A 22,273-nucleotide genomic window follows, 5' to 3' on the forward strand; every position below is an offset into this window, starting at 1 on the left:
ATCACCTATGCCTTGGCCGTTTAAACGCAAATCTCTCAAACAAATTGCTCGAATTGAAATCACGGGGGCGATCGCTGGTGGTACCCGTAAACGGGTCCTCGAAGCCCTAAAAACTGTTGAAGAAAAGAAATTTCCGGTCTTACTATTACGGATTGACAGTCCTGGTGGTACAGTCGGGGATTCTCAGGAAATCTATAGCGCCTTGGTGAAGTTGCGAGAAAAGGTGAAGATTGTAGCTAGCTTTGGCAATATCTCCGCATCCGGGGGTGTTTACATTGGCATGGGAGCGGAACATATAGTAGCGAACCCTGGTACAATCACTGGAAGTATTGGTGTGATTCTGCGGGGAAACAATATAGAGCGCTTGTTGGATAAAATCGGTGTTTCCTTTAAGGTCATTAAGTCAGGTCCATACAAAGATATCTTGGCGTTTGACCGGGAACTGACTGAGCCGGAAAAAACTATTCTTCAAGAGTTGATCGATACCAGTTATCAGCAGTTTGTACAAACTGTTGCCCAGAGTCGCAAGCTAGATGTAGATGTGGTAAAAAGTTTTGCTGATGGTAGGATTTTTACTGGTGAGCAAGCACATAACTTGGGGGTCGTTGATCGCCTGGGAACTGAAGAGGATGCCCGTTGCTGGGCAGCGGAATTGGTGGGTCTTGACCCAGAGAAAACCAAGTCTTTCACCATCGAAGAACCCAAACCATTGTTGAGTCGCTTGCTACCGGGTAACCTTATGCGCAATAGATCTCAGATATCTGTTGGTATAGATTGGTTAGAGTTTGAACTATCAACTAGCGGTCAGCCCCTATGGTTGTACCGACCATAAGATAACATGGAGATTTGAGATTACACCAGCGCGTGTATGATCTCAAATCTCCCAGGGAAATTCGGAGGATCCTACCTTGCAGTGGAGAGTTAGAGCAATTCGAGGCGCAACAACTGCCTCAGAAAATACAGTAGCAGCGATTCGAGAAGCAGTGATGGAACTGCTAGATGAACTCGAAGCTCATAATGAAATTGACCATCAAGAAATTATTAGTGCTATTTTCACCACGACCCGTGATTTGGATGCTAAATTTCCAGCTGCGATCGCAAGAGAACGTCCGCATTGGGATCATGTTCCTTTACTTGATGTCCAACAGATGCATGTCGAGGGTAGCCTAGAGCGTTGTATCCGGTGTTTAATCCAAATCAACACTCCTGTTTCTCAACTTGAAATTTATCATCCCTATTTACGTCAGGCAAAAAATTTAAGGCCTGATTTGATCTTAGCTCAAGTCAACCGTTAGTTATCAGGTTATTTCTAATAACCACGCGGCTTCTAGCAATTAGCCAGTCGTAATTTAAAGTTGTCATTAGTTTGTCATTAGTCAAAATAAAATTGTTAATGGTCAATGGTCAATGGTCAATTAACAATTAACAATTAACAATTAACAATTAACAATTAACAATTAACAGGAACACAATTTTATTGAGTAAAATTTATCAATGGTCAACCGTCCATGGTCAACCATCAACAGAAAGATTTTCAGGTTGATTCCGTTTTTCTATCAGATGATTTGTGGTGGAAACGAATTCCTAAAAAGATGTCGTATACAAAGTTCCAAAAACTCTTTCGAGCCAGAAGTCCTAGAGATTGATCACAACCTTTTTCATCTAAAAGGGGTTTAACAGCACGGTAGGCGGGCTGATACTTGTACCAGGGTATGGTCGGCCACAGGTGATGAATTAGATGATAATTTTGTCCCATAATTAGTAGGTTGATGATGGGACTGGGGTAAATTCTAGCATTTTTCCAGCGATCACGTTCTTTAAATGGACGATGAGGCAAATAATCAAAGAACAATCCTAGGGCTATACCTACAACTAATGCTGGCACAAACCAATAGTTCATGATGTAGTCTAAAAAGCCGTATTGACAAGCAAGATATATGATGATGGCGATGAATAGACGGCTAAAAAACCACTCCCAGAGCTCATACTTACGCCACAAACGGCGCTTGAAAAAAAATATTTCGTGATAAAAAAAGCGAACTGCAATTAACCACAGCGGACCACCAGTAGAAACAAAATGATCGGGATCGTTTTCGGGATCGTTAACATTGGCATGATGCTGCATATGAACCCGCGTGAACACTGGGAAGGTAAAACCTAACATCAGGGCGCTACCATGACCCATCAGGGCATTGACGTAACGGTTTTTGTGGGCAACATGGTGAGAGGCATCGTGAATGACTGTTCCTACCATGTGTAAGGCAAGGACATTAATGCTAAAGCAGCAAGCGTTAGGCAAATCCCAAAGCCAGTAACCACTGGTGGAACAGACCACCAAGATGATCGCCGCCACAAACATAAGTAACGTTAAGTTAAACTTATCCGGGGCACCCAGGAACTCCTTGGGTACTGTCAGCGGCTTGATGGCCTCCGACATACTTGTTTTTTCTCCTTTCTACTGTCTTTTGGTAGTATAAGGTAAAATGGCTAAATCATAAAGATTTGTTAAGATTAGAACTTCTAATCAGAAACTAAAGTCAATTTCAGGAAAATCACTCTCGTCACCAGGGGAGTCACCCTCCGGCACTGCTTGTGATACCCTTCTGCTTCTGCGAGGCACAGGGGTTTTCAACTGTGGAGCTGATAATCTTCTACAAGTTAACCTCTGTTTCAGCTAGCGATACAGCAAGGTAACAGGTGAGCAAGTGTGCTCAAAGGGAGGCAGCGCTAACCTATGGGCGTTTCCACGGGGCTGGAGAGCGATGCAGCGGTGTCAAATCAATTACCTTAATGAGAGGAGAGGCTTGTCTTGATGCAGCCCCTCCCCACTCGCGCTTTGCATCAAGAAAGCTCGTTGGTTAAAACAAGTAGCTCGGTTACTCAAAATAATCCGGTCAATCCTATGGGGGGTTTTCAGAGCTACCTTCACGCACCAGACAGACTTCCTTTCGACTCACCATACAGATAAACGTCCTGTGAAGCTCCCTGGTTGAGTTCCGCTTCAATCAGGTTAACCACTATCCCTGCCAACTTCTCCAAGTTGCTTAAATCATCGGTTGGGATCGCCAAACAACAGAAATCAAAACCAGTTTCTCAATGTTGAGCCTGTACTGCCAACAGCTCACCCATTGGAACCATCTCTGGTAAATAAACAAATAGTGGATAATCACCGATTAGATTGTCCCGGACTCAAGAAACACGAACAACTATTAACGTTTGGCATTGTTTACTTTCAGTCAGTATGAAGTATTATAGCCATCAACATTTTTTTGTGTAAGTATAACGAATAATGCTTCATATCAAAACCGCTTCATTCTTGAATGATTAGTACATTTTATTGTATTTATTATATCTGGATAAAACTATATTTCATAACTATTAAATAGGAAATTTTATGGATAAAATAGGTAGTTTAAATTATGGTTATTGAACAAGTTTTTAGTCAAGCATAAGTGAGACACTAACAAGCCCATTTTCTCCTTGAGCCTTAATACTTGATACTTCAGACTTTCTCCTTGATCCCCTGTACTAATCTAGCAATTTAATACCGGTATATCTTACTAATGGAGCACATAATCTGTTTCCCTTGATAGTTCCGCTGTTTCTGTGTAATCCAATAGAAATGTCCAAGTAATACTGCCAAACAGCGATGAATTACCATCGGATGCCAACCCATTTGTTCAAATCGGGGTTCAGATGGGTCAAACAAACGTAACCATCCCAGCGGTATCACTGAGTGTACGATTTCTTCTTGGGAAGCGATCGCGCTTTAGGCGCGGCGCTGCCTGTTTAACTGATGTCCACAAAGCTAAGTGGGTAAAGCCTTTATGAAAGTTGCCTATTTCCAAAGGCTGAGTAAAATTCACCATTGGTTAGGCTTGGAGTATACAAACCCCAACCCAATGATGATGTTCGCGAAACTGACTTGCCTGTTGTAACAACGCTCACAGTCTATATTCTGGTTTTTATAGATAGAAACAACCCATCTGCTTGAGAACCCACCCGCATCACTGGTGCTTGTCCCATGTCATGATCACAAGCAATGGGGATTCGTTGCCCCAAGGCTACCATCAACAACGGGACATCTAGAAAGCCACGATGGTTACTCACTACTACAACAGCAGATTTATGAGGAATGCGATCCTCATCGATATTGGAACAATTTATTCCCATTGCAGCAAGAAGGGCATCAGAAACCTGTAGTGGAAGATGGTCAGACTTCAGTTTCAGTCATCAATTTCTAATATAGATTAACATTTCTTAACATTTTTTTAAAAATAGATCTATTGACAGATGCCTTAAAGTAGAGATAATCAGGTGCAAAACAACTAATGGTGATAGACTGCCAGTGACTACAAGTGTGTAGCTTGACACATTAGGCATTAAGCCAGTAGTAGAAAAAGCCTGTTAAATCTAAACTAGACTACTAACTTATGTTAATAATTAATTTTCCTTATAATCAAGTGACAGAAGGTGGCCTTGATTCCATTCCTTCAAGGGAGTGGGATAACTTATCGGCTGCTTATCATTACTCCTTACTCATAAGTAACAGACTAAGGAGTAATGACTCGAAACCCCACAACTAAAATAGGTGGAATGAGTTACAAGATAATAAACAATTTTGAGTAACGTCAACTAAAAAGTAGCGACAGATACTTTTTAGAAAAGGTTAAAACTTAAGTAAATCTGATTAGATAAATACTACATATAGTAACAACTAAAATTAATACTAGTAGCCATACACTAGGTTAGAAATCACTTAAATAAGTTAAATCAGTTGGCTGGAGGGCGTTTTTAACACTCATATGATTCATACGAATACTACTAAAAATACATTTGCCATTACAACACCCCTTTACTATGTGAACGACTTACCCCATATCGGCAGTGCCTATACCACCATGGCATCTGATGCAGTAGCTCGTTTTCAACGGTTACAGGGCAAAGACGTACTGTTAATTACTGGTACAGATGAACATGGACAAAAAATTCAGCGGACTGCTGAAACTCAAGGGGTAGATCCTCAAGTACATTGCGACAAGATAGCTGCTGGATTTGATGTCCTCTGGCAAAAGCTCAATATCCAGTATGACCGTTTCAGCCGCACTACCGCTAACCGCCACCAAGCCATTGTCAAAGAATTTTTCATGCGGGTTTGGGATAAAAGTGACATTTATCTGAGTCAACAACAAGGGTGGTACTGTGTCTCCTGTGAGGAATTTAAAGAGCAACGGGAACTTCTACCTGGAAACCGCTGCTCGATTCATCCCAATCAAGAAGCGGAGTGGCGAGATGAGCAAAACTACTTTTTCCGGCTCTCTAAATACCAAAAACAGCTAGAAGAACTTTACCAACAGCGACCGGATTTTATCCAACCGGAAAGTCGCCGTAATGAAGTGTTGAGTTTTGTCAGTCAGGGACTACAGGATTTTTCGATTTCACGATTGAATGTCGATTGGGGCTTCCCAGTACCGGTTGATCCCAGCCACACCATCTATGTTTGGTTTGATGCCTTACTAGGCTACGTGACTGCCCTATTGGATCCCGATAGTGAACCAACTCTTGATAATGCCTTACAAAAATGGTGGCCGATCAATATACATCTTATCGGTAAGGACATCCTGCGCTTTCATGCTGTATACTGGCCTGCCATGTTAATGTCAGCCTCTCTACCTGTTACAGGTCAAGTATTTGGTCATGGCTTTCTGACCAAAGATGGTCAAAAAATGGGAAAAAGTCTAGGCAATACCCTAGACCCAGTGGAGTTGGTAGATAAATACGGTGCTGATGCAATTCGCTATTATTTTCTAAAAGAGATTGAATTTGGGCGAGACGGGGATTTTAGTGAAACCCGTTTTATAGATATCGTCAATGCGGATTTAGCCAATGACCTAGGTAATTTGCTCAATCGCACCTTGGGGATGGCTAAAAAGTATTGTCAAGGTATTGTTCCAGGTTTAACTGGCTCAGATATTTCACAGGTCAATCCTCTGCTCGAAATTGGCTTAGATCTCGGTTCACAAGTCGCTAGGGCTTATGAATCCCTAGCGTTTAGCCAAGCTTGCCAAAAAATATTTACTCTGATTCGAGCCAGTAACAAATTTCTAGATCAGCAAGCTCCCTGGAGCTTGTATAAACAAGGAAAACAGCAAGAGGTTGAACAAGTGTTATATACAGTTTTAGAATCAGTGCGCTTAGCTGCCTATCTCTTATCACCGATTATTCCCAGTATTAGTACGGAGATTTACCAACAACTAGGTTTTGCCATCGACTTTAGCCAAAAAGAACACATCTTTTTGGCTGCGCCCTATGTATCCCATGCATGTTGGGGGGTTTTACCTCAAAACCAGAAGCTAGGAAAACCCAAACCGGTATTTGCACGACTGGAACTCACCTAATTTGGTTCCGTCTTATTAACCAAAAACTTAATCGGCATATTACCTTAATGCTGATTAAGTAAAAAGTTTTTTAATTTTTTTTTTTTTAACAAAGAGGTATAATAAAAATGCTGAGCCATTATAATCATGACCCAATTTTTACACCTGAACAAGTCTTAGAAAACCGTGGTCGTGTTGCCATCTTTATCGATGGTTCAAACTTATTTTATGCTGCCCTACAACTAGGGATTGAAATTGACTACACTAAGCTATTGTGTCGTTTGACAGCAGGATCTAGGCTACTACGCTCTTTCTTTTACACTGGTGTTGATCGTACGAATGAGAAGCAGCAGGGCTTTCTGCTCTGGATGCGTCGTAATGGCTACCGAGTAATTGCCAAAGATTTAGTTCAGCTACCAGATGGCTCAAAAAAAGCTAATCTGGATGTAGAAATTGCTGTTGACATGATGGCACTAGTGGGTTCCTACGACACAGCAGTTCTAGTCAGTGGTGATGGTGATCTTGCCTATGCAGTCGATTCTGTCAGTTATCGGGGAGTTCGGGTTGAGGTGGTCAGCCTACGCTCCATGACCAGTGATAGTCTAATTAATGTAGCCGACCGCTATATTGACCTTGATACCATCCAAGAAAGTATCCAAAAAACACCCAAACAAAACTATACTTACCGTCCGTTGTCTGGGTTCAATGTGATGGATGAACAGCACAAATAGTTTGGTGATTAGTGATTAGTAATTAGTAATTGGTGATTAGGGCCTGTCTGATGGGGTCCAAACTACGATTTAAGTGTGTGGGCGTTTCTTTCTCATGTCTTGTAGCATTCGGGCAGTAATTAGTGGCTGAAAACCTATAGTTTATGTCCGATGCTTTCCCCTCCTATAGTTGACATACAGACTTTATTCTTGCATCTAGTTGGGTAAACCATCTAAAAACTGAAAGCTAAGCAACTAAGTCAAGTATAGCTGAGGGGGTAACAGGTCGCCTATAATCATTAACTCATCTGGGTTTGGTCAATTCAGTTACAAAACTTATATCCAACTTGAAGGAAATAATCAAAGATTGAGTTCTCAGTAATTGAAAATCTTCTGCCGAGGGCTGAGCGGGTGAAAGGTAGGCTATAATCCTTATCTGGTCAGGATGCGCGTCAATTCAGTTACCCAACTTATCAACTCGATTTTTCGACCACTTGGACGAAATAATCAGGGATTGAGTTCTCAGTCATTGAAAATATGCTCATGATTATCTAGGTATAGTTTGGGATAATAGTGACCTTAAACCTAGAGCTGGCAAGGAATTTGGGGCGCTTGTTGTCCCCCAGGAACTATAGAGGTTATAAAAACTTCTAATAACTAAGGAGCCATGTAAAAATAAGTTGTAAAAATTTTATCTAGAATAAATTGTGGGATATCGCTCCCATAAAAAAAACTGTTCAGGTTATTTTTACAGGAATCCTAAGGAGTAATAACTAGTATAGCATTTCCTAGAAAGCAATTTTTATAAAATTTAATTTTTTAAATCGATACAAGTCTTTCTGAGTAAGCTTTGTATCGATTATTTTATAGTCATTTATCCTAATCACACGCTCCTTTTGCCATATGTTTTTATACTCCAAGAGATGTCTGATTTTTTTTATTTTGATTTTCACGGTTTACTCATTGTCTGGTTGTAAGAGTGAGCCGAAATCATTAAATCAAGTTCAGGAAGACACTAAAGTTACTGAAAAAATTGAAGGAAGTCTAGTCTTTAAAAACGTCACTCTAGATCAGTCAGATAAGCAAGGTCGTCCTCTATGGAAAGTTACAGGAGATAAAGCGACTTACTCTCCAGATAGAAAAATTGCTTACATTGACAAACCCAATGGGGATTTGTATCAAGATGGGAAACTGATTTTACAGGTGTCAGCCCAGAGTGGGGAAATCCTAGAGAATGGTGAGATAGTGTTTCTCAAAGGTCAGGTCACGGCTACTGATCCCCGTAATGGTGCTGTGTTACGAGGTGATGAGTCTGAGTGGAAACCTAAGGAAGATTTGTTAGTTATCCGCAATAACGTTAAAGGTAATCACCCTAAACTACAAGCATCCGCAAAGGAAGGGCGTTACTTAAGTCGAACCCAGAAGTTGGAATTAATTGGTCAAGTAGCAGCCATATCGAAAGACCCAAACTTGCAAATGAAAACAGAACGTTTGCTCTGGCAAATCGAACAACAGAAGGTAATTAGTAACAAAAGGATACTTATTGAGCGCTATAAAAATAAGATAGTAACAGAACGAGTGGAAGCAGACAATTCTGAGGTAAACCTTAAGGCAAATATAGCAACTCTCAAGAAAAATGTGCAGTTGACTTCGGTCGAACCACCGGTCGTGATATCGACTAATTCAGCAGTTTGGAATTTGAATGATAAAACTGTTGTGTCGGATCAGCCGGTTAGAATTGTTCACCAGCAGGAGAAACTGATGGTAACAGCTAACAGGGGACGGGTAGATTTGGGTAAGAAAGTAGTTAGGTTAACGGGAGGAGTACAAGGGGAGGGAAGCCGTAAGCAAGCCAAACTATACGCTAATCAGCTAACTTGGGATATCCCCACCCAACAGATGGAAGCCTCAGGTAATGTAATATATGAACAAGTTTCACCCGAATTTAATACGACTGGTGATAAAGCAGTGGGTAACCTTGAAGCTCAAGATATTGTAGTAACTAGTGGTGTTGGGGAAAGAGTGGTAACAGAAATTATTCCTTGAGCTGGTTTAAAGTTGAACGGGCACGCGTGGCCTTTTGGCAAAGGTTGAAGGTTGAAGGTTGAAGGTTGAAGGTTGAAGGTTGAAGGTTGAAGGTTGACTGTAGCCTAAATTAATTTATTGCTGAAACTGCCTTTGGAGCCGTTGCTCAACCCTTTAACTTAACTGTTGACGGTTGAAGGTCAACGGTCAACGGTCAACGGTCAACAAAATTTCAAGCCAACTCGATATCTATTTGCTATTTTTTATTTTCAATGAGCAAGGCACTGCTGATTTTTTCAATACGCTTGGGATCACCAATTATCAATGGTTTATGGGTTTGATTGCTACTCTTTTGGGTAAGGGTACCCCACTCGACAGACAGGCGTTGCAGTAGCTGATCCTGTTTTGCCCGAAATTCTAGGATATCGTTGCCACCGTTAATGATGGCAAACCACACTAAACCGCGATCGCGTGTTGGGAGAAAACCAGCTAGAGCACTAACTTCTCGCAGAGTTCCAGTTTTTACCACAGCCCCTTGGGGAATGTTACGGTCGAGCATGGTTCCCTTAGTATCCCGTCCAGCTAGGGGGAAGACATCCCTAAGATTAAGCTGGTAAGGCTGTAAAAAGCGCTCAATAGCCATGAGCATAGCACAAGCAGCACGGGGGGAAATTCGATTCTCCATACCTAAACCAGAGCCATTAATCAACTGAATTTCGCTACTGGGTACACCAGCTGACCTAGCCGCCAACCGAGCAGTTGTCTGAGCACCGCCAATGGCTTGAGACAACATCTGAGATACGTCGTTGTTACTGTAGATGTTCATCTCTCTAAGAATATCTACCAGGGGCAAGGACTTGTGGAGTAACAGATATTCTTGCTTCGGAATGGGAGTATCAGATACGACTACATTACCAGCAATTTCTAATTCGGGTTTCTCGGTTCCTTTGGCCATGGATTGATACTGGCGGACAATCTGCCAAGACCAGCTGCTGGATTTTAAGGCTTGCTTGAGTAGGCCACCAGCAATTTCTGGGTTATCCTTATCATTCATAGTGAAATTGCCAATGATGACTAAATTCCCAGTGACCCGGCGGATTCCCAGTTGATTTAGGCTATTACCCAATGCGATCGCTTCTTCCCACACAAAAAACGGGTCGCTACCACCAGTAATTACCAAATCTCCCTGCAATACCCCATCTTTAACTATTCCGGTGGCACTGACTCTAGTTTCAAATTGATGAGCTGGCCCCCATTGCTGTAATGCCGCTAGACTAGTGGCAATTTTCGTGATTGAAGCTGCGGGTATTGGAACATTTCCCCGGTGGGTCGCCAGTCTAGTCAGTCCTGATTGAATCCATACTCCTTGCTTAACTGCTGAACCTTGAACACGCCATTTTTCTATGAATTCATCCACAATCGCTTCAGCAGACGGGTCTGGTTCAGCTGGCAAGCTAAACAAGGAGGTATCCCGCCAAGCCATCAGTTGAGCTTGATCAAGGTTGATCGGTTGTAGATTTCTCCATAGTTTCACAGATATAACGACAAATGCACCGGCAAGGATCCCAGCAGCAAGTTGTTTTAGCATTCACTACACCACATTTGTTTCTTGAGGCTGCTCTATTTTAGCTAAGACCGCTAGACATGCCCCACACCTCAATGCGCATTGAGGTGTGGGGCATGTCTAGCGGACAGGATCTTTAATGGTTTTGAGATCGTCTATAATCAAAGTAGTAGGGAAAACAAATTAAGAGCTAACCGCCACCTACTAATTAAAAATAGAACTTATTGTATTTTTCCGGCGCGGAGGGGCATCCCGGAGACGAAACCTTAGAAGAGTGGAGCCTTAATCATAAAGTTTTAACCCTTTTATGCATAGCCGACTAACCATAAAGGCTCCACTCTTCTTGCGGTAACTTCTGACCGTGTCGTTAATAAAGCTTACCGAGTATCCGAACTGTTAGGTGGAGTTGGTAAGAAGCCCACACTGTAATCTACTCGCTTTGCCAGACGCGGAGCGCGTTCGATAAGCGTGTGGGAGTATGTCACATAGTGAATGCTGCTACTGAACAGTTCTGTTGAGAATATGTCACCATGCAAGCCTTAACCGGTCCCAAACCTCAAGTTAAACAGATCACATTGTTTACTATTCCAGGTAATGGTCCTGGTAAGATGTGGAAGGTTTCTATAAACTTTGAGCAATGGCATCGACTGGCGCACGAATCGCAATAGACGCTATGGGCGGGGATTATGCCCCCCATGAAATAGTTGCTGGAGCTATTAGAGCACAAGCTGAGTTAGGGGTAGAGGTATTGTTGGTAGGGGATCCTGAGCAAATTAGATCCTCTATTTCCCAACACCACGGATCAAGTCAGATAGAAATTGTAGCTGCTGATGGTGTCGTTGCCATGGATGAAGAACCCTTGGTGACCTTGAAGCGTAAGCCCAAGGCTTCTATTAACGTAGCCATGGACTTAGTCAAGCAAGGACGTGCTGACGCTGTAGTCTGTGCTGGGCACTCTGGGGCAGCCATGGCAGCGGCTCTATTGCGCTTAGGGCGTCTGCCAGGGATTGACCGTCCCGCAATTGGCGCAGTGTTTCCTACCATCATGGCTGGCAAGCCAGTGATTATAATGGACGTGGGGGCAATTGTGGATTGTCGCCCTAAATATCTAGAGCAGTTTGCCATCATGGGCTCAGTATATAGCAAGTATGTCTTGGGCATGGAAGAGCCTAAGGTGGGTCTGCTAAACATTGGTGAGGAAGAGTGTAAAGGCAATGATTTGGCCATCCGTACTCATCAACTGCTACGAAAGAATTCCAGAATAAACTTTATTGGCAATGCTGAGGGTAGAGATGTACTCTCAGGTCAATTTGATGTAATTGTGTGCGATGGTTTTGTGGGCAATATACTGCTCAAGTTTGCCGAAGCAGTAGGGGAGGTGATGCTGCAAATTATCCGAGAAGAACTGCCTCAAGGGATACAAGGTCAGCTAGGTACAGCGTTGTTAAAACCCAACTTGAAGCGGATTAAGCAGCGTATGGATCATGCCGAACATGGCGGTGCTCTACTCTTGGGGGTGGCAGGAATTTGTATTATTAGTCACGGTAGCTCCCAAGCCCCATCGATTTTTAACGCCATTCGGTTGGCTAAAGAAGCCATTGATCACCGAGTACTAGAGCGGATTAAAGCTAATCACTTCAAAAGATCTAAGGAATCAGTGGCTACTAATTCCAGCAGTGAGGAGTAAGGCATGATCGACTGATCAGCATTCCAATGCTACCATTAGCGCAACTGTTTTTTTGTTGACTGTTGACCGTTGGCGGTTGGAAGTTTATGCTTAACCCTTAACCTTAATAGTGTCAAGCATGGGGACTAAACTTTGACTAGCTGATCAAGTCTCGTGTTAGAATTCCTTAGCGGAATTGCCCAGGGTCTTAGGCTGGCGATCCATAACGGTAATTACAAGAGGGTTCCGTCATAATGGCAGATTGTTAGCTTGAGCGTCCCACAAGCCTCACAAAATAGTTGTTTAAGGCTTGTGTGCTATAGTTGAGTGTGGCATTGATGGCAAGATTGACCAATGACCAGTCTTTTCGCCTTATCCCTAAGCAGCGAACTTGGGAAGAGAAAAACATGGGATGCAACTGATGGAGAAGAGCCTTGAATCAACTAGGAACAGGCATTGCTATTACCGGAAGTGGTTCCGCAGCGTCAGAAGTTACCCTCGATAACCATCAACTAAGCCAGATAGTTGATACATCGGATGAGTGGATTACCACCCGTACTGGAATTCGGCAACGGCATCTGGTGGATGCACAAGGGAGTCTAAGTCAGATGGCTACTGCGGCAGCAAAGAATGCGATCGCTATGGCTGGAATTGCTCCTGAAGACCTAGATCTGATTATCCTAGCCACCTCAACCCCGGATGATCTGTTTGGCAGTGCTAATCAAGTTCAGGCACTCCTGGGAGCATCAAAAGCAGTTGCCTTTGATATAACCGCAGCCTGCTCTGGGTTCGTCTTTGGACTGGCTACAGCGTCCCAATTTATCCGCACTGGCCTTTACCAAAATGTCTTACTGATTGGTGCGGATATTCTCTCAAGGTGGGTAGATTGGTCAGACCGAAGTACTTGTGTACTATTTGGAGATGGTGCTGGGGCTGTAGTTTTGCAGGCAAATCAATCCGATCGCTTACTGGGATTTGCACTGTGTAGTGATGGTACCCAAAATAGCTGTCTTCAGTTAGCCTATCAACCACAAGACAAGGAAATTGTCAAGGGTTTGACTGTGGCTAAAGGGACTTATCAACCCATTACCATGAGTGGCAAAGAGGTTTATCGCTTTGCGGTGCAAAAGGTACCGGAAGTGATTGAAAAAGCATTATTCCGAGCCGATATCAGCACTGAACAGGTGGATTGGCTGCTCTTGCATCAAGCTAATCAGCGGATTCTGGATGGAGTTGCCCAACGTCTTAAGATTCCTAAGCACAAGGTTCTAAGTAATCTCGCCCAATATGGTAATACCTCAGCGGCTTCTATACCTATAGTGTTGGATGAAGCAGTGCGGCTTGAGAAAATTAAATCAGGAGATATTATAGCTATCTCCGGCTTTGGTGCAGGATTGACTTGGGGAGCAGCAGTTTTTAAGTGGGGAAGGTAATTGAAGTACTCCAGCAGCATGCTGCTGACCCCTTTGGGGAATTAAAAATTAAAAATTAAAAATTAAAAATATAAAATTGAACAAATTTTGCAATTTTTTAATTCCGGGTACAAGCCCCCACTGATAGCGAGGGATTGCTCCCTATCAGTGGTCTTCAATCAGTGGCGGGTACAAGCCCCCACTGATTGTCATTTTGAATTAATAATTTTGAATTTTGAATTGGAGCGCGTTAAGCAGCGTGACCATAGGTCAAGGGACTTGAGCAAGTTAATCATTGTTGACGGTTAACAATCAACAGTCAACCGCCAACGACTAACTAACTTTTCAAGGGTTACTTATAACTGAAACTATAGAGTGAGGCTTTTCCAAACCATGAGACTCCATCAGCTGCTGATTAGCCATCACCTGTTGAGGAGGACCATCAGCAATAATTTGCCCTTCGTCAAGTAGCAAAACGCGATCGCATACTTCTAAAATCAGTTCTAGGTCATGGGAGGAAATCAGTATTGTCTCCTCGGACCCTTTCAAAAAGCTAATCAAGCGACGCCGGGAACGAAGGTCAAGATTGGCACTGGGTTCATCGTACAGCACTAGGGATGGACCCATGGCTAAAACCCCTGCGATCGCTACCATACACTTCTGACCCCCAGACAGGTTGTGGGGAACTCGAGCCGCTAAGTGTTCCACACCCGTCAGGGATAGGGCTTGTTGAACTCGCTGTTCAACCTCAACCGCTGGTAACCCCATATTCTCTGGTCCAAACGCTACGTCATCCCAGACCGAGGGGGAAAATAACTGGTCATCGGGATTCTGAAACACCAGACCAATTTCTGGGCGAAACTCACCCGCTACCACGGGTTTGCCAAATAACAGCATCCCTCTTGCCCTAGTTGGTTTTAAAACGCCGCAGATGGTCAGAAATAGGGTAGTTTTACCAGCACCATTCGGCCCAATCAAACCTATCCGTTCCCCTGGCTTAATGGTGAGATTGATATTGCGTAAACTATCCGGTTGGTCTGGGTAGGAAAAATACAGACTATCAATGGCAAGGGCGTAGTGTAACGAAGTAGATGACTGATAGGGTTCAATGTAATCTTCTCGGTAAAAAAATTCTTGTTTTTGCTGGGTCACGGTAAAAGTCTGAAGGATGAAGTCTGTTCGCGTAGCGTGGCCGTTCGCGCAGCGTGGCCTACGGCCTTAAGGCCAAGAATGAAGTCGTTTCGCCTGATAGCGTTCGCTGTAGGCTAGGATAAATTCTCAGCCATATTAATTACGGCTAATCACCTGACGGGGTGACAAACAGCCTTAAAAGCTTTACGGGGTGTGGGGTGTGGGGTGATGGGTGTAGGGAACCCACCCCTAACCCCTCCCAGGAGGGGAAAAATCAGGAGCTGGCGGAGTGGCGACGGGACGGTTAAATCAGGTCTCGGACCGATTGTTATCCCACCGACTCACTCCAAATTCCCTGTCTTGATGCAGTCGCTCATGGGGGAAACCACGGCAGTTGCTCATGGTTAGAAGTTACCGTAAGACAGGCTCGCCTTAATCAATAAGTTTTACCCCTTTTGTGCATAGCCGACCAACCATAAAGGCGAGCCTGTCTAAGGTTTCGTCTCCGGGGAGACCCCCAAGACCGCACTGCCTCCCCAAGACCGCGCTGCATCGCTGTCAGCCAAGCAAAGCGCGAGTGGGGGAAACCCCCACATGAAGGCGCTGCATCGCTTTTATTTTCCCCACCCCCTACCCCCCACACCCCACACCCTGTTTAGTTTTTAGCCTTGTTGTCACCCCCTGAGCCTAATCACTTATAGTCGGGATGAGGGAATTTTGTGAAGTGTTAATTTAAGTGTTAATTTTATTTAATTTAAATTAACAAAACTCCAACCCAAACCCTAAACTTATAAGTCATTAACCGGAATCAATATTACCTTGATTTGATGACCATTAATTAGTCATCATTGATTAGTCTGAATGCGCTTCGGTCATGCTTGTGTTAACATAATTTCTGCGATCACAAATCCTACTGAAATCAAGCTAGTGAGTCCCAGAGCAATGTAGTGTTGGAAACCAGCAGTGTTTGTACTAGACGACCTACGCTTTCCCCTAGGAAGGGGTAATGAAAAGCTCTGTGTTCTAGTCCCTATTGTCACACCAGAACTCTCAGAAACCATAAATTGAGAGGTGTTACTATACCCTCGTAAAATCATCGCTTGATAGACTTGCTGGGATTGCTGGTAACTGCGTACCAAAAGTGTTCCGGTTAGGGAAGCTAAAACTCTCAGGTTACGGTAACTACGGGCGAAGAATTCCAGTAACGAAGCAACTGGGTGACCTCCAAATTCCTGCCATGAAAGCTTTGGTCCTTTGCCACGAAAACCTCGCAGCTGCATTGCCCGCTTCATTTTAGCTAGGTCGTTACTAAATTGCTCAATATAGCGGTAAGACAACAGAGTCATATCCGCAACCAGTGAGGGCAGACCAAGCGATCGCATAGCTTTGATGTTGGTCAAAAAGGGTGCGGTCCCAAATAAAATCACACTAATGGTGAGAATACATAAGAAACGGGTGGCAATCAGCACTAGGGTTAGCAGTCCTTCCTGCCGCAGGGCGATTGGACCAAGCTCGATGATCACGGTAGTGCCTACTGTGAAGGGGAGTAGCAGTGTAATCCCTAACAGAAACAATCCCGGATAGCGCAACCGATTCAACAGAAAAGACAGTGGCAGGCGAGAGACTCGATAAAAAATTAGGGTCAGAGCTACCATCGGTGGTAGCACTATCAAATGCTGTACAAAAGAAAACGCGAAAATTAGGGTCAATAGGGCAATTAGCTTGGCACGAGGTTCCCAACTGTGGATGGGCGAGTCCAAGTGAGCGTAGGCATCAAGTCCATGTTTCATTTAGTCATTGATTGTAATTGGTGATTGCTAATTGGGTCTAATCAACATAGGAGCCATAGGTTCTATCGTTCCACTTCACCCTTAATACTTCATACTTGATACTTCACCCTTCATCCTTCATATTTTCTCTATGACCTATGACTGGCTTCTTTGATAGTCTTGGTTTTTTGCCTAGCGATAGTAAAAACGCTTTTCACAGAACAATCTTCTGTTATATAATACCCAGACTACCGGTAAGAATAGGATTCTTCTTCCATCTTGGTTATTTAATTTCCTTGAAATTGGTTGATATTGACATCTTAACGGGTTAAAACAGTGTTGATTCTGTGGTTAGCCCAACGCCCGAGGGTTAAAACCACGTTTACTTTAACCCTGTCAACAGACTCCTACATCCGGCAGGCTCTTCTTAACAACTGTGGGTTTACTTCAATTTTTAATTTCGCGCCTTTCTGTTGGTGCGCTTTCCAGTGGGGGTTTGAACCTCGCGCCTTGTCGCACCACAACCATCATACTTTGATTGATTAGTTTGGTGGTGGCAAAACCCTACAAAAATTCTGTTGTTTCGGTATGAAGCTCGAATGGCAACCCAAATATAAACCGATGCAGCGCGGTCTTGGGGAGCCAGTGCCGCCAAAGGGGGTTCCCCCCATGAGCAACTGGCGTGGTTTCCCCCATGAGCGACTGCATTAAGACAGTGAGTTTTTCATAACTTTACATTGCCTTCATATTACCACAGGATTTTGCCTGGATATAGCGACCCTGCCATCTAGATCGCTAACTCTCCCTGGAAGATTTTTTAGGTTTAGAGGATTATGGTTCAAAATTTAGCCCCAATTTCTTCTCAGCAGCTGAGGGATACCCTAGGGCATTCCTTTAATGATGCCGAATTTTCCCGGATTCTCAAACAGATAAAATTTATCGAACCCAAAGTCGGCCAGTTTTGGCAAGCTGAACAAGCGGAAGCTGGTATTTATATCGTGATTACCGGCAAGGTCAGATTACTCAACAGTGCTGGGGAAAAATTTGCCACCTTGACAGAGGGAGACTCGTTTGGAGAATCTACCTTTTTTCCCGATGCATCCTTTTCGCCTTACTCAGCGAGGGCTTCTCGGAATCTGAAGCTTTGCTATCTCACCCCTGAATTGTTGTTTCCACTAATTAGCAAATATCCTAACATCCGAGAGCATCTGTATGATCTCGCCCGTAGGCAAAATTCAGTACTGGTTGACTCCGACACCCAGCCCACTCCATCACCCCAACCCATCAGCCCATCACCTCCTCCCCCATCCACACCTGCCAAAACGATTAGTAAAGCCTATTTTCCCAATCCTAATCAACGAGTGGGACATTTGTGGCAACGGGTAATCCGACGCTATCCATATTTTGCCCAGCAGAGTGGTTCTGACTGTGGTGCCGCCTGTTTGGTAATGGTATCTCGCTATTGGGGTAAACGGTTTAGTGTGAATCGTTTGCGAGATATCGCTAATGTTGACCGTAATGGTGCATCACTGCGGGGATTATCAGCAGCAGCAGAAAGTATTGGCTTTTCTACTCGTCCGGTTAAAGCTAGTCTTGATCAGCTAGCCAAACAAAAACTACCAGCCATTGTTCACTGGGAAGGTAAACATTATATTGTTGTTTATCAAATAACCAAAAATTCCGTTATTGTTGCTGACCCAGCCCTTGGTCAACGTACCCTCAGCCACCAGCAATTTAAAGCAGATTGGAGCGGTTATGCACTGCTGCTACAACCGACTGCGTTACTCAAGGATGCTAAAGAGACCACTACTACCTTCTGGCAATTCTTTGAGTTAATGAAACCCCATGGGGTAGTGGTGCTCGAAGTGTTTATCGCTTCCTTATTTATCCAGATATTTGGATTAATTACACCTCTATTTACCCAGCTAATTTTAGACCGAGTCGTGGTGCAGCGCTCTGGGCTAACCTTAATGGCGGTAGGGTTAGGGCTACTGATGTTTAGCCTATTTCGAGTCGCGATGATGGGATTGCGGCAATATCTACTAGACCACACGGCTAATAAAGTAGATGCAGCGCTGATTGTAGGATTTATTCGCCATACACTGCGGTTGCCTCTTTCGTTTTTCGAGTCCCGCTATGTTGGTGACATTATATCACGAGTCCAGGAAAACCGCAAGATTGAGCAGTTCCTGACCGGTGAAGCCTTATCAATTCTGCTGGATTTACTAACGGTATTTATCTATGTAGGATTGATGTTTTGGTACAGTTGGAAAATGGCGTTATTGGCCTTAGTGATTGTGCCGCCATTTTTCCTACTAGCCTTAATCGCGACACCGTTTTTACGGAAGATTTCCCGGGAAATATTTCAGGCTTACGCCAAAGAGAATAGCTATCTGATTGAAACCCTTTCTGGTGTCCGAACGGTAAAATCAACAGCAGTAGAACAAACAGTACGTTGGCATTGGGAGGAGTTATTAAATAAGGAGATAAAACAGGGATTTACTGGGCAAGTTATCAGCAATCGCCTCCAAATTTTTAGCAATGCTATTGAAGCCGTGGCCACAACAGCCCTACTCTGGTATGGAGCGTGGTTAGTAATTCAAAATCAGCTAACGATTGGGCAATTAGTGGCCTTTAATATGCTGCTAGGAAATGTGATTACTCCCTTCCAGCGGTTAACCGTGTTATGGAATGAATTCCAGGAAGTAGTAATTGCTATGGAACGGATTAATGATGTGTTGGATGCTGAACCAGAGGAGGATTTGCAGCAGCAGGCGCGTCAATCGTTACCCCCAATTAAAGGTCACATTTGCTTTGATAAGGTAACCTTTCGCTATCACCCAGAAAGTGAGATAAATGTACTGGAAAATCTTTCCTTTGAAGTGAAACCAGGACAAATGGTAGCCCTAGTGGGACGCAGTGGGTCTGGGAAAACTACGATTTCTAAATTGATATTGGGATTGTATCCTCCTACGGATGGTAAAGTCTTAATTGATCAACTCGATATTACGAGTTTGTCCTTAGGGTCTTTGCGATCGCAAGTGGGAGTAGTAGACCAAGATACGTTTTTGTTTGGTGCAACCATTCGGGAAAATATTAGCTTAGGTCATCCCGCTGCTAGTTTAGACGAGATTATGGAAGCAGCACGATTAGCGGGTGCTGATGAATTTATTAAACAGTTGCCCATGGGCTATGAAACCCAGATTGGGGAAGGGGGAGGAATGTTGTCTGGTGGACAACGGCAACGGATTGCGATCGCAAGAGCTTTATTAGGGAATCCTAAGTTATTAGTTTTAGATGAAGCCACCTCCCATTTAGATGCCGAATCCGAACGGATTATTCAGAATAATTTAAATCAGATTCTCAAAGGGAGGACAACATTAGTCATTGCTCATCGCTTATCTACAGTCCGCAATGCGGATTTAATTTTAGTGATGGATAGAGGAGTATTGATTGAGAGGGGAACCCATAAAGAGTTAATGGCAAAACGGGGACATTATTATTATCTGAATCAACAGCAATTTAAGGCTGATGAAATTGAGTGATGAGTTATATAGCAATTCTCTCTCCCATGAAGGACAAAGGGATCCCCCTAAATCCCCCTTATTAAGGGGGACTTTCAGGCTGATAAGCGTACCTCATAAATGCAATAAACGCTATCAAATAACGTCTAACAGTTTTGACCAATAACTAATCACTAGTTACCTACTCCCTACTCCCTACTCCCTACTCCCTACTCCCTACTCCCTACTCCCTACTCCCTACTCCCTACTCCCTACTCCCTACTCCCTGTTTTATTTGCTAAATCACTAATTACTAATCACTAAACCCATGCCAAATACATTAAACAGACAAGTAAACGGAGATCCTGCCCCCCAACAACACCAAGAAACCTTGACTTCTCCAACACCAGCTTCATCTCGGGATGATTGGTCTGAGGCCACTCAAGAACTACTCGATAGTTTACCCCAAGTTTGGACAAGGGGACTGATGTACTTTCTAATCACATTTGTTGGCCTGATTTTGCCCTGGGCTATACTATCTCAAGTGGATGAAACCGGTACGGCTAGGGGACGACTAGAACCGAAAGGAAACACGGTGAGGCTGGATGCAGCTGTGGCGGGAACCGTAGAATATATTAAGGTAAAAAAGGGAGATAAAGTAGACGCTGGACAACAGTTATTAGTATTAGAATCTGAGTTAGTTAATTCAGAGCTAAGGCAAGTACAAGATAAGTTAAAAGGTCACTTAAATCGCTTGTCTCAGTTAGAGTTGCTGAAAAATCAATTAGTGGTAGCATTGGCAACTCAGCAGCAACAAAATCAAGCTCAAGTGTTGGAAAAACAAACACAAGTAGACCAAGCGCTACAGAATCTGGAGGCTCTGAAGAATTCCTATGATTTACAACAAGAAGAAAAGTTAGCTCAAGTTAATCAGGCGCGTCAGACCTTTAAACTTAGTCAAAAGTCTTTTAATATAATTGAGAATCGTTTGGATAATGCTGAGCGGGAGGTGAACCGTTACAAGGATGCCTATCAAGAAGGCATTGTTTCGGAAATCCAAGTAGTAGACCGGGAAGATTTGCTACAGGAGAGGCAACGGTTGTATGAACAAACCAAGTCAGAGATTGAGCAGAGTAAGTTACGTCTAACTGAACAACAGAGTAGTTATGAACGAAGCCTTCGACAAGCGCGAGCAGAGATTGAACAGGCACAGTTACGACTAAAGGAACAACAAAGAAGTTATCAGACTCTGAGCCACTCGGGTAAATTAGCGCTGCTGAGGGTGGAGGAACAATTGAAGAATTTGGATACACAAATAACTACCCTCAATTCAGAAATTGCTCAAAGTAAGGGTGAGATTAACTCGTTGCAGCTTCAGTTAAAGCAACGAGTGTTAAAGGCACCGGTCAGTGGTACGGTGTTTGAATTACCGATTCAAGCGGCTGGAGCGGTAGTGCAGTCAGGAACTATGGTGGCGGAAATTGCACCCTCAGGTTCGGTGTTGGTAATTCGAGGGCAGATGGCAACGACTGAAAGTGGTTCTTTAGAGACAGGAATGCCAGTGAAGGTCAAGTTTGATGCCTATCCCTTTCAGGATTATGGAGTCGTAGCAGGAGAGTTAGTAGACATTTCTCCTACTACCTCTGAGGTGGATACTCCTAATGGTAAAAGAGCAGTTTATGATTTAGAAATTGAACTGAAGCAGGATTGTATAGCTTCGGCTGATAAGTGTATTCCCTTGCGTCCTGGAGATACGGCCATGGCTGAGGTGATTGTGCGCCAGCGTCGGATTATTGATTTTATTCTCGATCCCTTTAAGAAGTTACAGCAGGGAGGGTTGAAGTTGTAGATGTCGTAAGCATTCAGCTATCAGCTATCAGCTATCAGCTATCAGCTTAAGCGCTACGCGCACGCTACGCGAACAGCTATAAGGGGCTTGTGGCCACCCTACTTGAGGTAATTTTGAATAAAATAAGCTGTTCGCTTAGCTTGAGCCTTGCCCTATGGCCACGGTACGGGAATGGCTGACAGCTGACTGCTGACGGCTGTTCGCGTACCGTGCGCGTAGCGCATATGCTTACTATGACACTAATAATTATAAAACCACTAATCAAGA

17 protein-coding genes are annotated in these 22,273 nt (G+C 43.6%); 9 read left to right on the forward strand and 8 right to left on the reverse strand.

Annotated elements, in window-relative coordinates; translation table 11 throughout:
- Positions 1–7: 7 nt before the first annotated feature.
- Together sppA and aroH are read left to right on the forward strand one after the other, a co-directional pair.
- Positions 8–832 carry a signal peptide peptidase SppA gene (gene sppA, locus BJP34_RS02130; protein ID WP_070390911.1) on the forward strand — a complete coding sequence of 275 codons (825 nt, stop codon included), beginning with the start codon at positions 8–10 and terminating at the stop codon, positions 830–832.
- A gap of 76 nt (positions 833–908) precedes the next feature.
- Entirely contained in the window at positions 909–1,295 is a 387-nt protein-coding gene (gene aroH / locus BJP34_RS02135; RefSeq protein ID WP_070390912.1) for a chorismate mutase, read from the forward strand.
- Between the two features lie 239 nt (positions 1,296–1,534).
- Here aroH and crtR read toward each other — a convergent pair whose 3' ends face one another.
- The 4 genes from crtR to BJP34_RS38440 form a co-directional block, all read right to left on the reverse strand.
- Positions 1,535–2,437 carry a beta-carotene hydroxylase gene (gene crtR / locus BJP34_RS02140; protein WP_070390913.1) on the reverse strand — a complete coding sequence of 301 codons (903 nt, stop codon included), beginning with the start codon at positions 2,435–2,437 and terminating at the stop codon, positions 1,535–1,537.
- A 488-nt stretch (positions 2,438–2,925) separates the two neighbouring features.
- Positions 2,926–3,069 carry a hypothetical protein gene (locus tag BJP34_RS42060; protein WP_158516942.1) on the reverse strand — a complete coding sequence of 48 codons (144 nt, stop codon included), beginning with the start codon at positions 3,067–3,069 and terminating at the stop codon, positions 2,926–2,928.
- A 632-nt stretch (positions 3,070–3,701) separates the two neighbouring features.
- Positions 3,702–3,869 carry a hypothetical protein gene (locus BJP34_RS42065; protein ID WP_158516943.1) on the reverse strand — a complete coding sequence of 56 codons (168 nt, stop codon included), beginning with the start codon at positions 3,867–3,869 and terminating at the stop codon, positions 3,702–3,704.
- 82 nt (positions 3,870–3,951) lie between these two features.
- Complete coding sequence (locus BJP34_RS38440; RefSeq protein ID WP_149030741.1) at positions 3,952–4,173, reverse strand: 1-acyl-sn-glycerol-3-phosphate acyltransferase; 222 nt, start codon at positions 4,171–4,173, stop codon at positions 3,952–3,954.
- 632 nt (positions 4,174–4,805) lie between these two features.
- Between BJP34_RS38440 and metG the strand changes: the two genes are divergently transcribed.
- From metG to lptC, 3 genes are all read left to right on the forward strand, one after another.
- Positions 4,806–6,398, forward strand: a complete 1,593-nt coding sequence (gene metG, locus BJP34_RS02150; RefSeq protein WP_070390914.1) for a methionine--tRNA ligase — start codon at positions 4,806–4,808, stop codon at positions 6,396–6,398.
- A 107-nt stretch (positions 6,399–6,505) separates the two neighbouring features.
- On the forward strand, positions 6,506–7,108 hold the full coding sequence (locus BJP34_RS02155) for an NYN domain-containing protein (protein WP_008182130.1): 603 nt from the start codon (positions 6,506–6,508) through the stop codon (positions 7,106–7,108).
- An 882-nt stretch (positions 7,109–7,990) separates the two neighbouring features.
- Positions 7,991–9,133: an LPS export ABC transporter periplasmic protein LptC gene (gene lptC / locus BJP34_RS02160; RefSeq protein ID WP_070390915.1), complete on the forward strand. Its 1,143-nt coding sequence runs from the start codon at positions 7,991–7,993 to the stop codon at positions 9,131–9,133.
- Between the two features lie 235 nt (positions 9,134–9,368).
- Here the strand turns inward: lptC and BJP34_RS02165 are convergent, their stop codons facing one another.
- Complete coding sequence (locus BJP34_RS02165) at positions 9,369–10,700, reverse strand: D-alanyl-D-alanine carboxypeptidase (RefSeq protein WP_070390916.1); 1,332 nt, start codon at positions 10,698–10,700, stop codon at positions 9,369–9,371.
- A gap of 613 nt (positions 10,701–11,313) precedes the next feature.
- On the opposite strand from BJP34_RS02165, the gene plsX reads away from it, so the two are divergent.
- Both plsX and BJP34_RS02175 read left to right on the forward strand, forming a co-directional pair.
- Complete coding sequence (plsX, locus tag BJP34_RS02170; RefSeq protein ID WP_070390917.1) at positions 11,314–12,363, forward strand: phosphate acyltransferase PlsX; 1,050 nt, start codon at positions 11,314–11,316, stop codon at positions 12,361–12,363.
- A gap of 413 nt (positions 12,364–12,776) precedes the next feature.
- A complete protein-coding gene (locus tag BJP34_RS02175; protein WP_070390918.1) occupies positions 12,777–13,775 on the forward strand; it encodes a beta-ketoacyl-ACP synthase III in 999 nt (332 codons plus the stop codon).
- A gap of 324 nt (positions 13,776–14,099) precedes the next feature.
- On the opposite strand, the gene BJP34_RS02180 is transcribed toward BJP34_RS02175, so the two are convergent.
- The 3 genes from BJP34_RS02180 to BJP34_RS42070 form a co-directional block, all read right to left on the reverse strand.
- A complete protein-coding gene (locus BJP34_RS02180) occupies positions 14,100–14,906 on the reverse strand; it encodes an energy-coupling factor ABC transporter ATP-binding protein (protein WP_083304953.1) in 807 nt (268 codons plus the stop codon).
- An 851-nt stretch (positions 14,907–15,757) separates the two neighbouring features.
- Positions 15,758–16,675, reverse strand: coding sequence for a cobalt ECF transporter T component CbiQ (gene cbiQ / locus BJP34_RS02185; protein ID WP_070390919.1), 918 nt, complete (start codon positions 16,673–16,675; stop codon positions 15,758–15,760).
- Between the two features lie 543 nt (positions 16,676–17,218).
- Positions 17,219–17,362, reverse strand: coding sequence for a hypothetical protein (locus tag BJP34_RS42070; protein WP_158516944.1), 144 nt, complete (start codon positions 17,360–17,362; stop codon positions 17,219–17,221).
- 125 nt (positions 17,363–17,487) lie between these two features.
- Here BJP34_RS42070 and BJP34_RS02190 point away from each other — a divergent pair, with 125 nt between their 5' ends.
- Together BJP34_RS02190 and BJP34_RS02195 are read left to right on the forward strand one after the other, a co-directional pair.
- The gene (locus BJP34_RS02190) at positions 17,488–20,199 is read left to right on the forward strand and encodes a peptidase domain-containing ABC transporter (RefSeq protein WP_070390920.1); all 2,712 of its coding nucleotides are present in this window, start codon (positions 17,488–17,490) and stop codon (positions 20,197–20,199) included.
- A 286-nt stretch (positions 20,200–20,485) separates the two neighbouring features.
- Complete coding sequence (locus BJP34_RS02195) at positions 20,486–22,006, forward strand: HlyD family efflux transporter periplasmic adaptor subunit (RefSeq protein WP_070390921.1); 1,521 nt, start codon at positions 20,486–20,488, stop codon at positions 22,004–22,006.
- Positions 22,007–22,273 lie beyond the last annotated feature (267 nt).

This window comes from Moorena producens PAL-8-15-08-1 (assembly GCF_001767235.1).
Taxonomy (GTDB): Bacteria; Cyanobacteriota; Cyanobacteriia; order Cyanobacteriales; family Coleofasciculaceae; genus Moorena; species Moorena producens_A.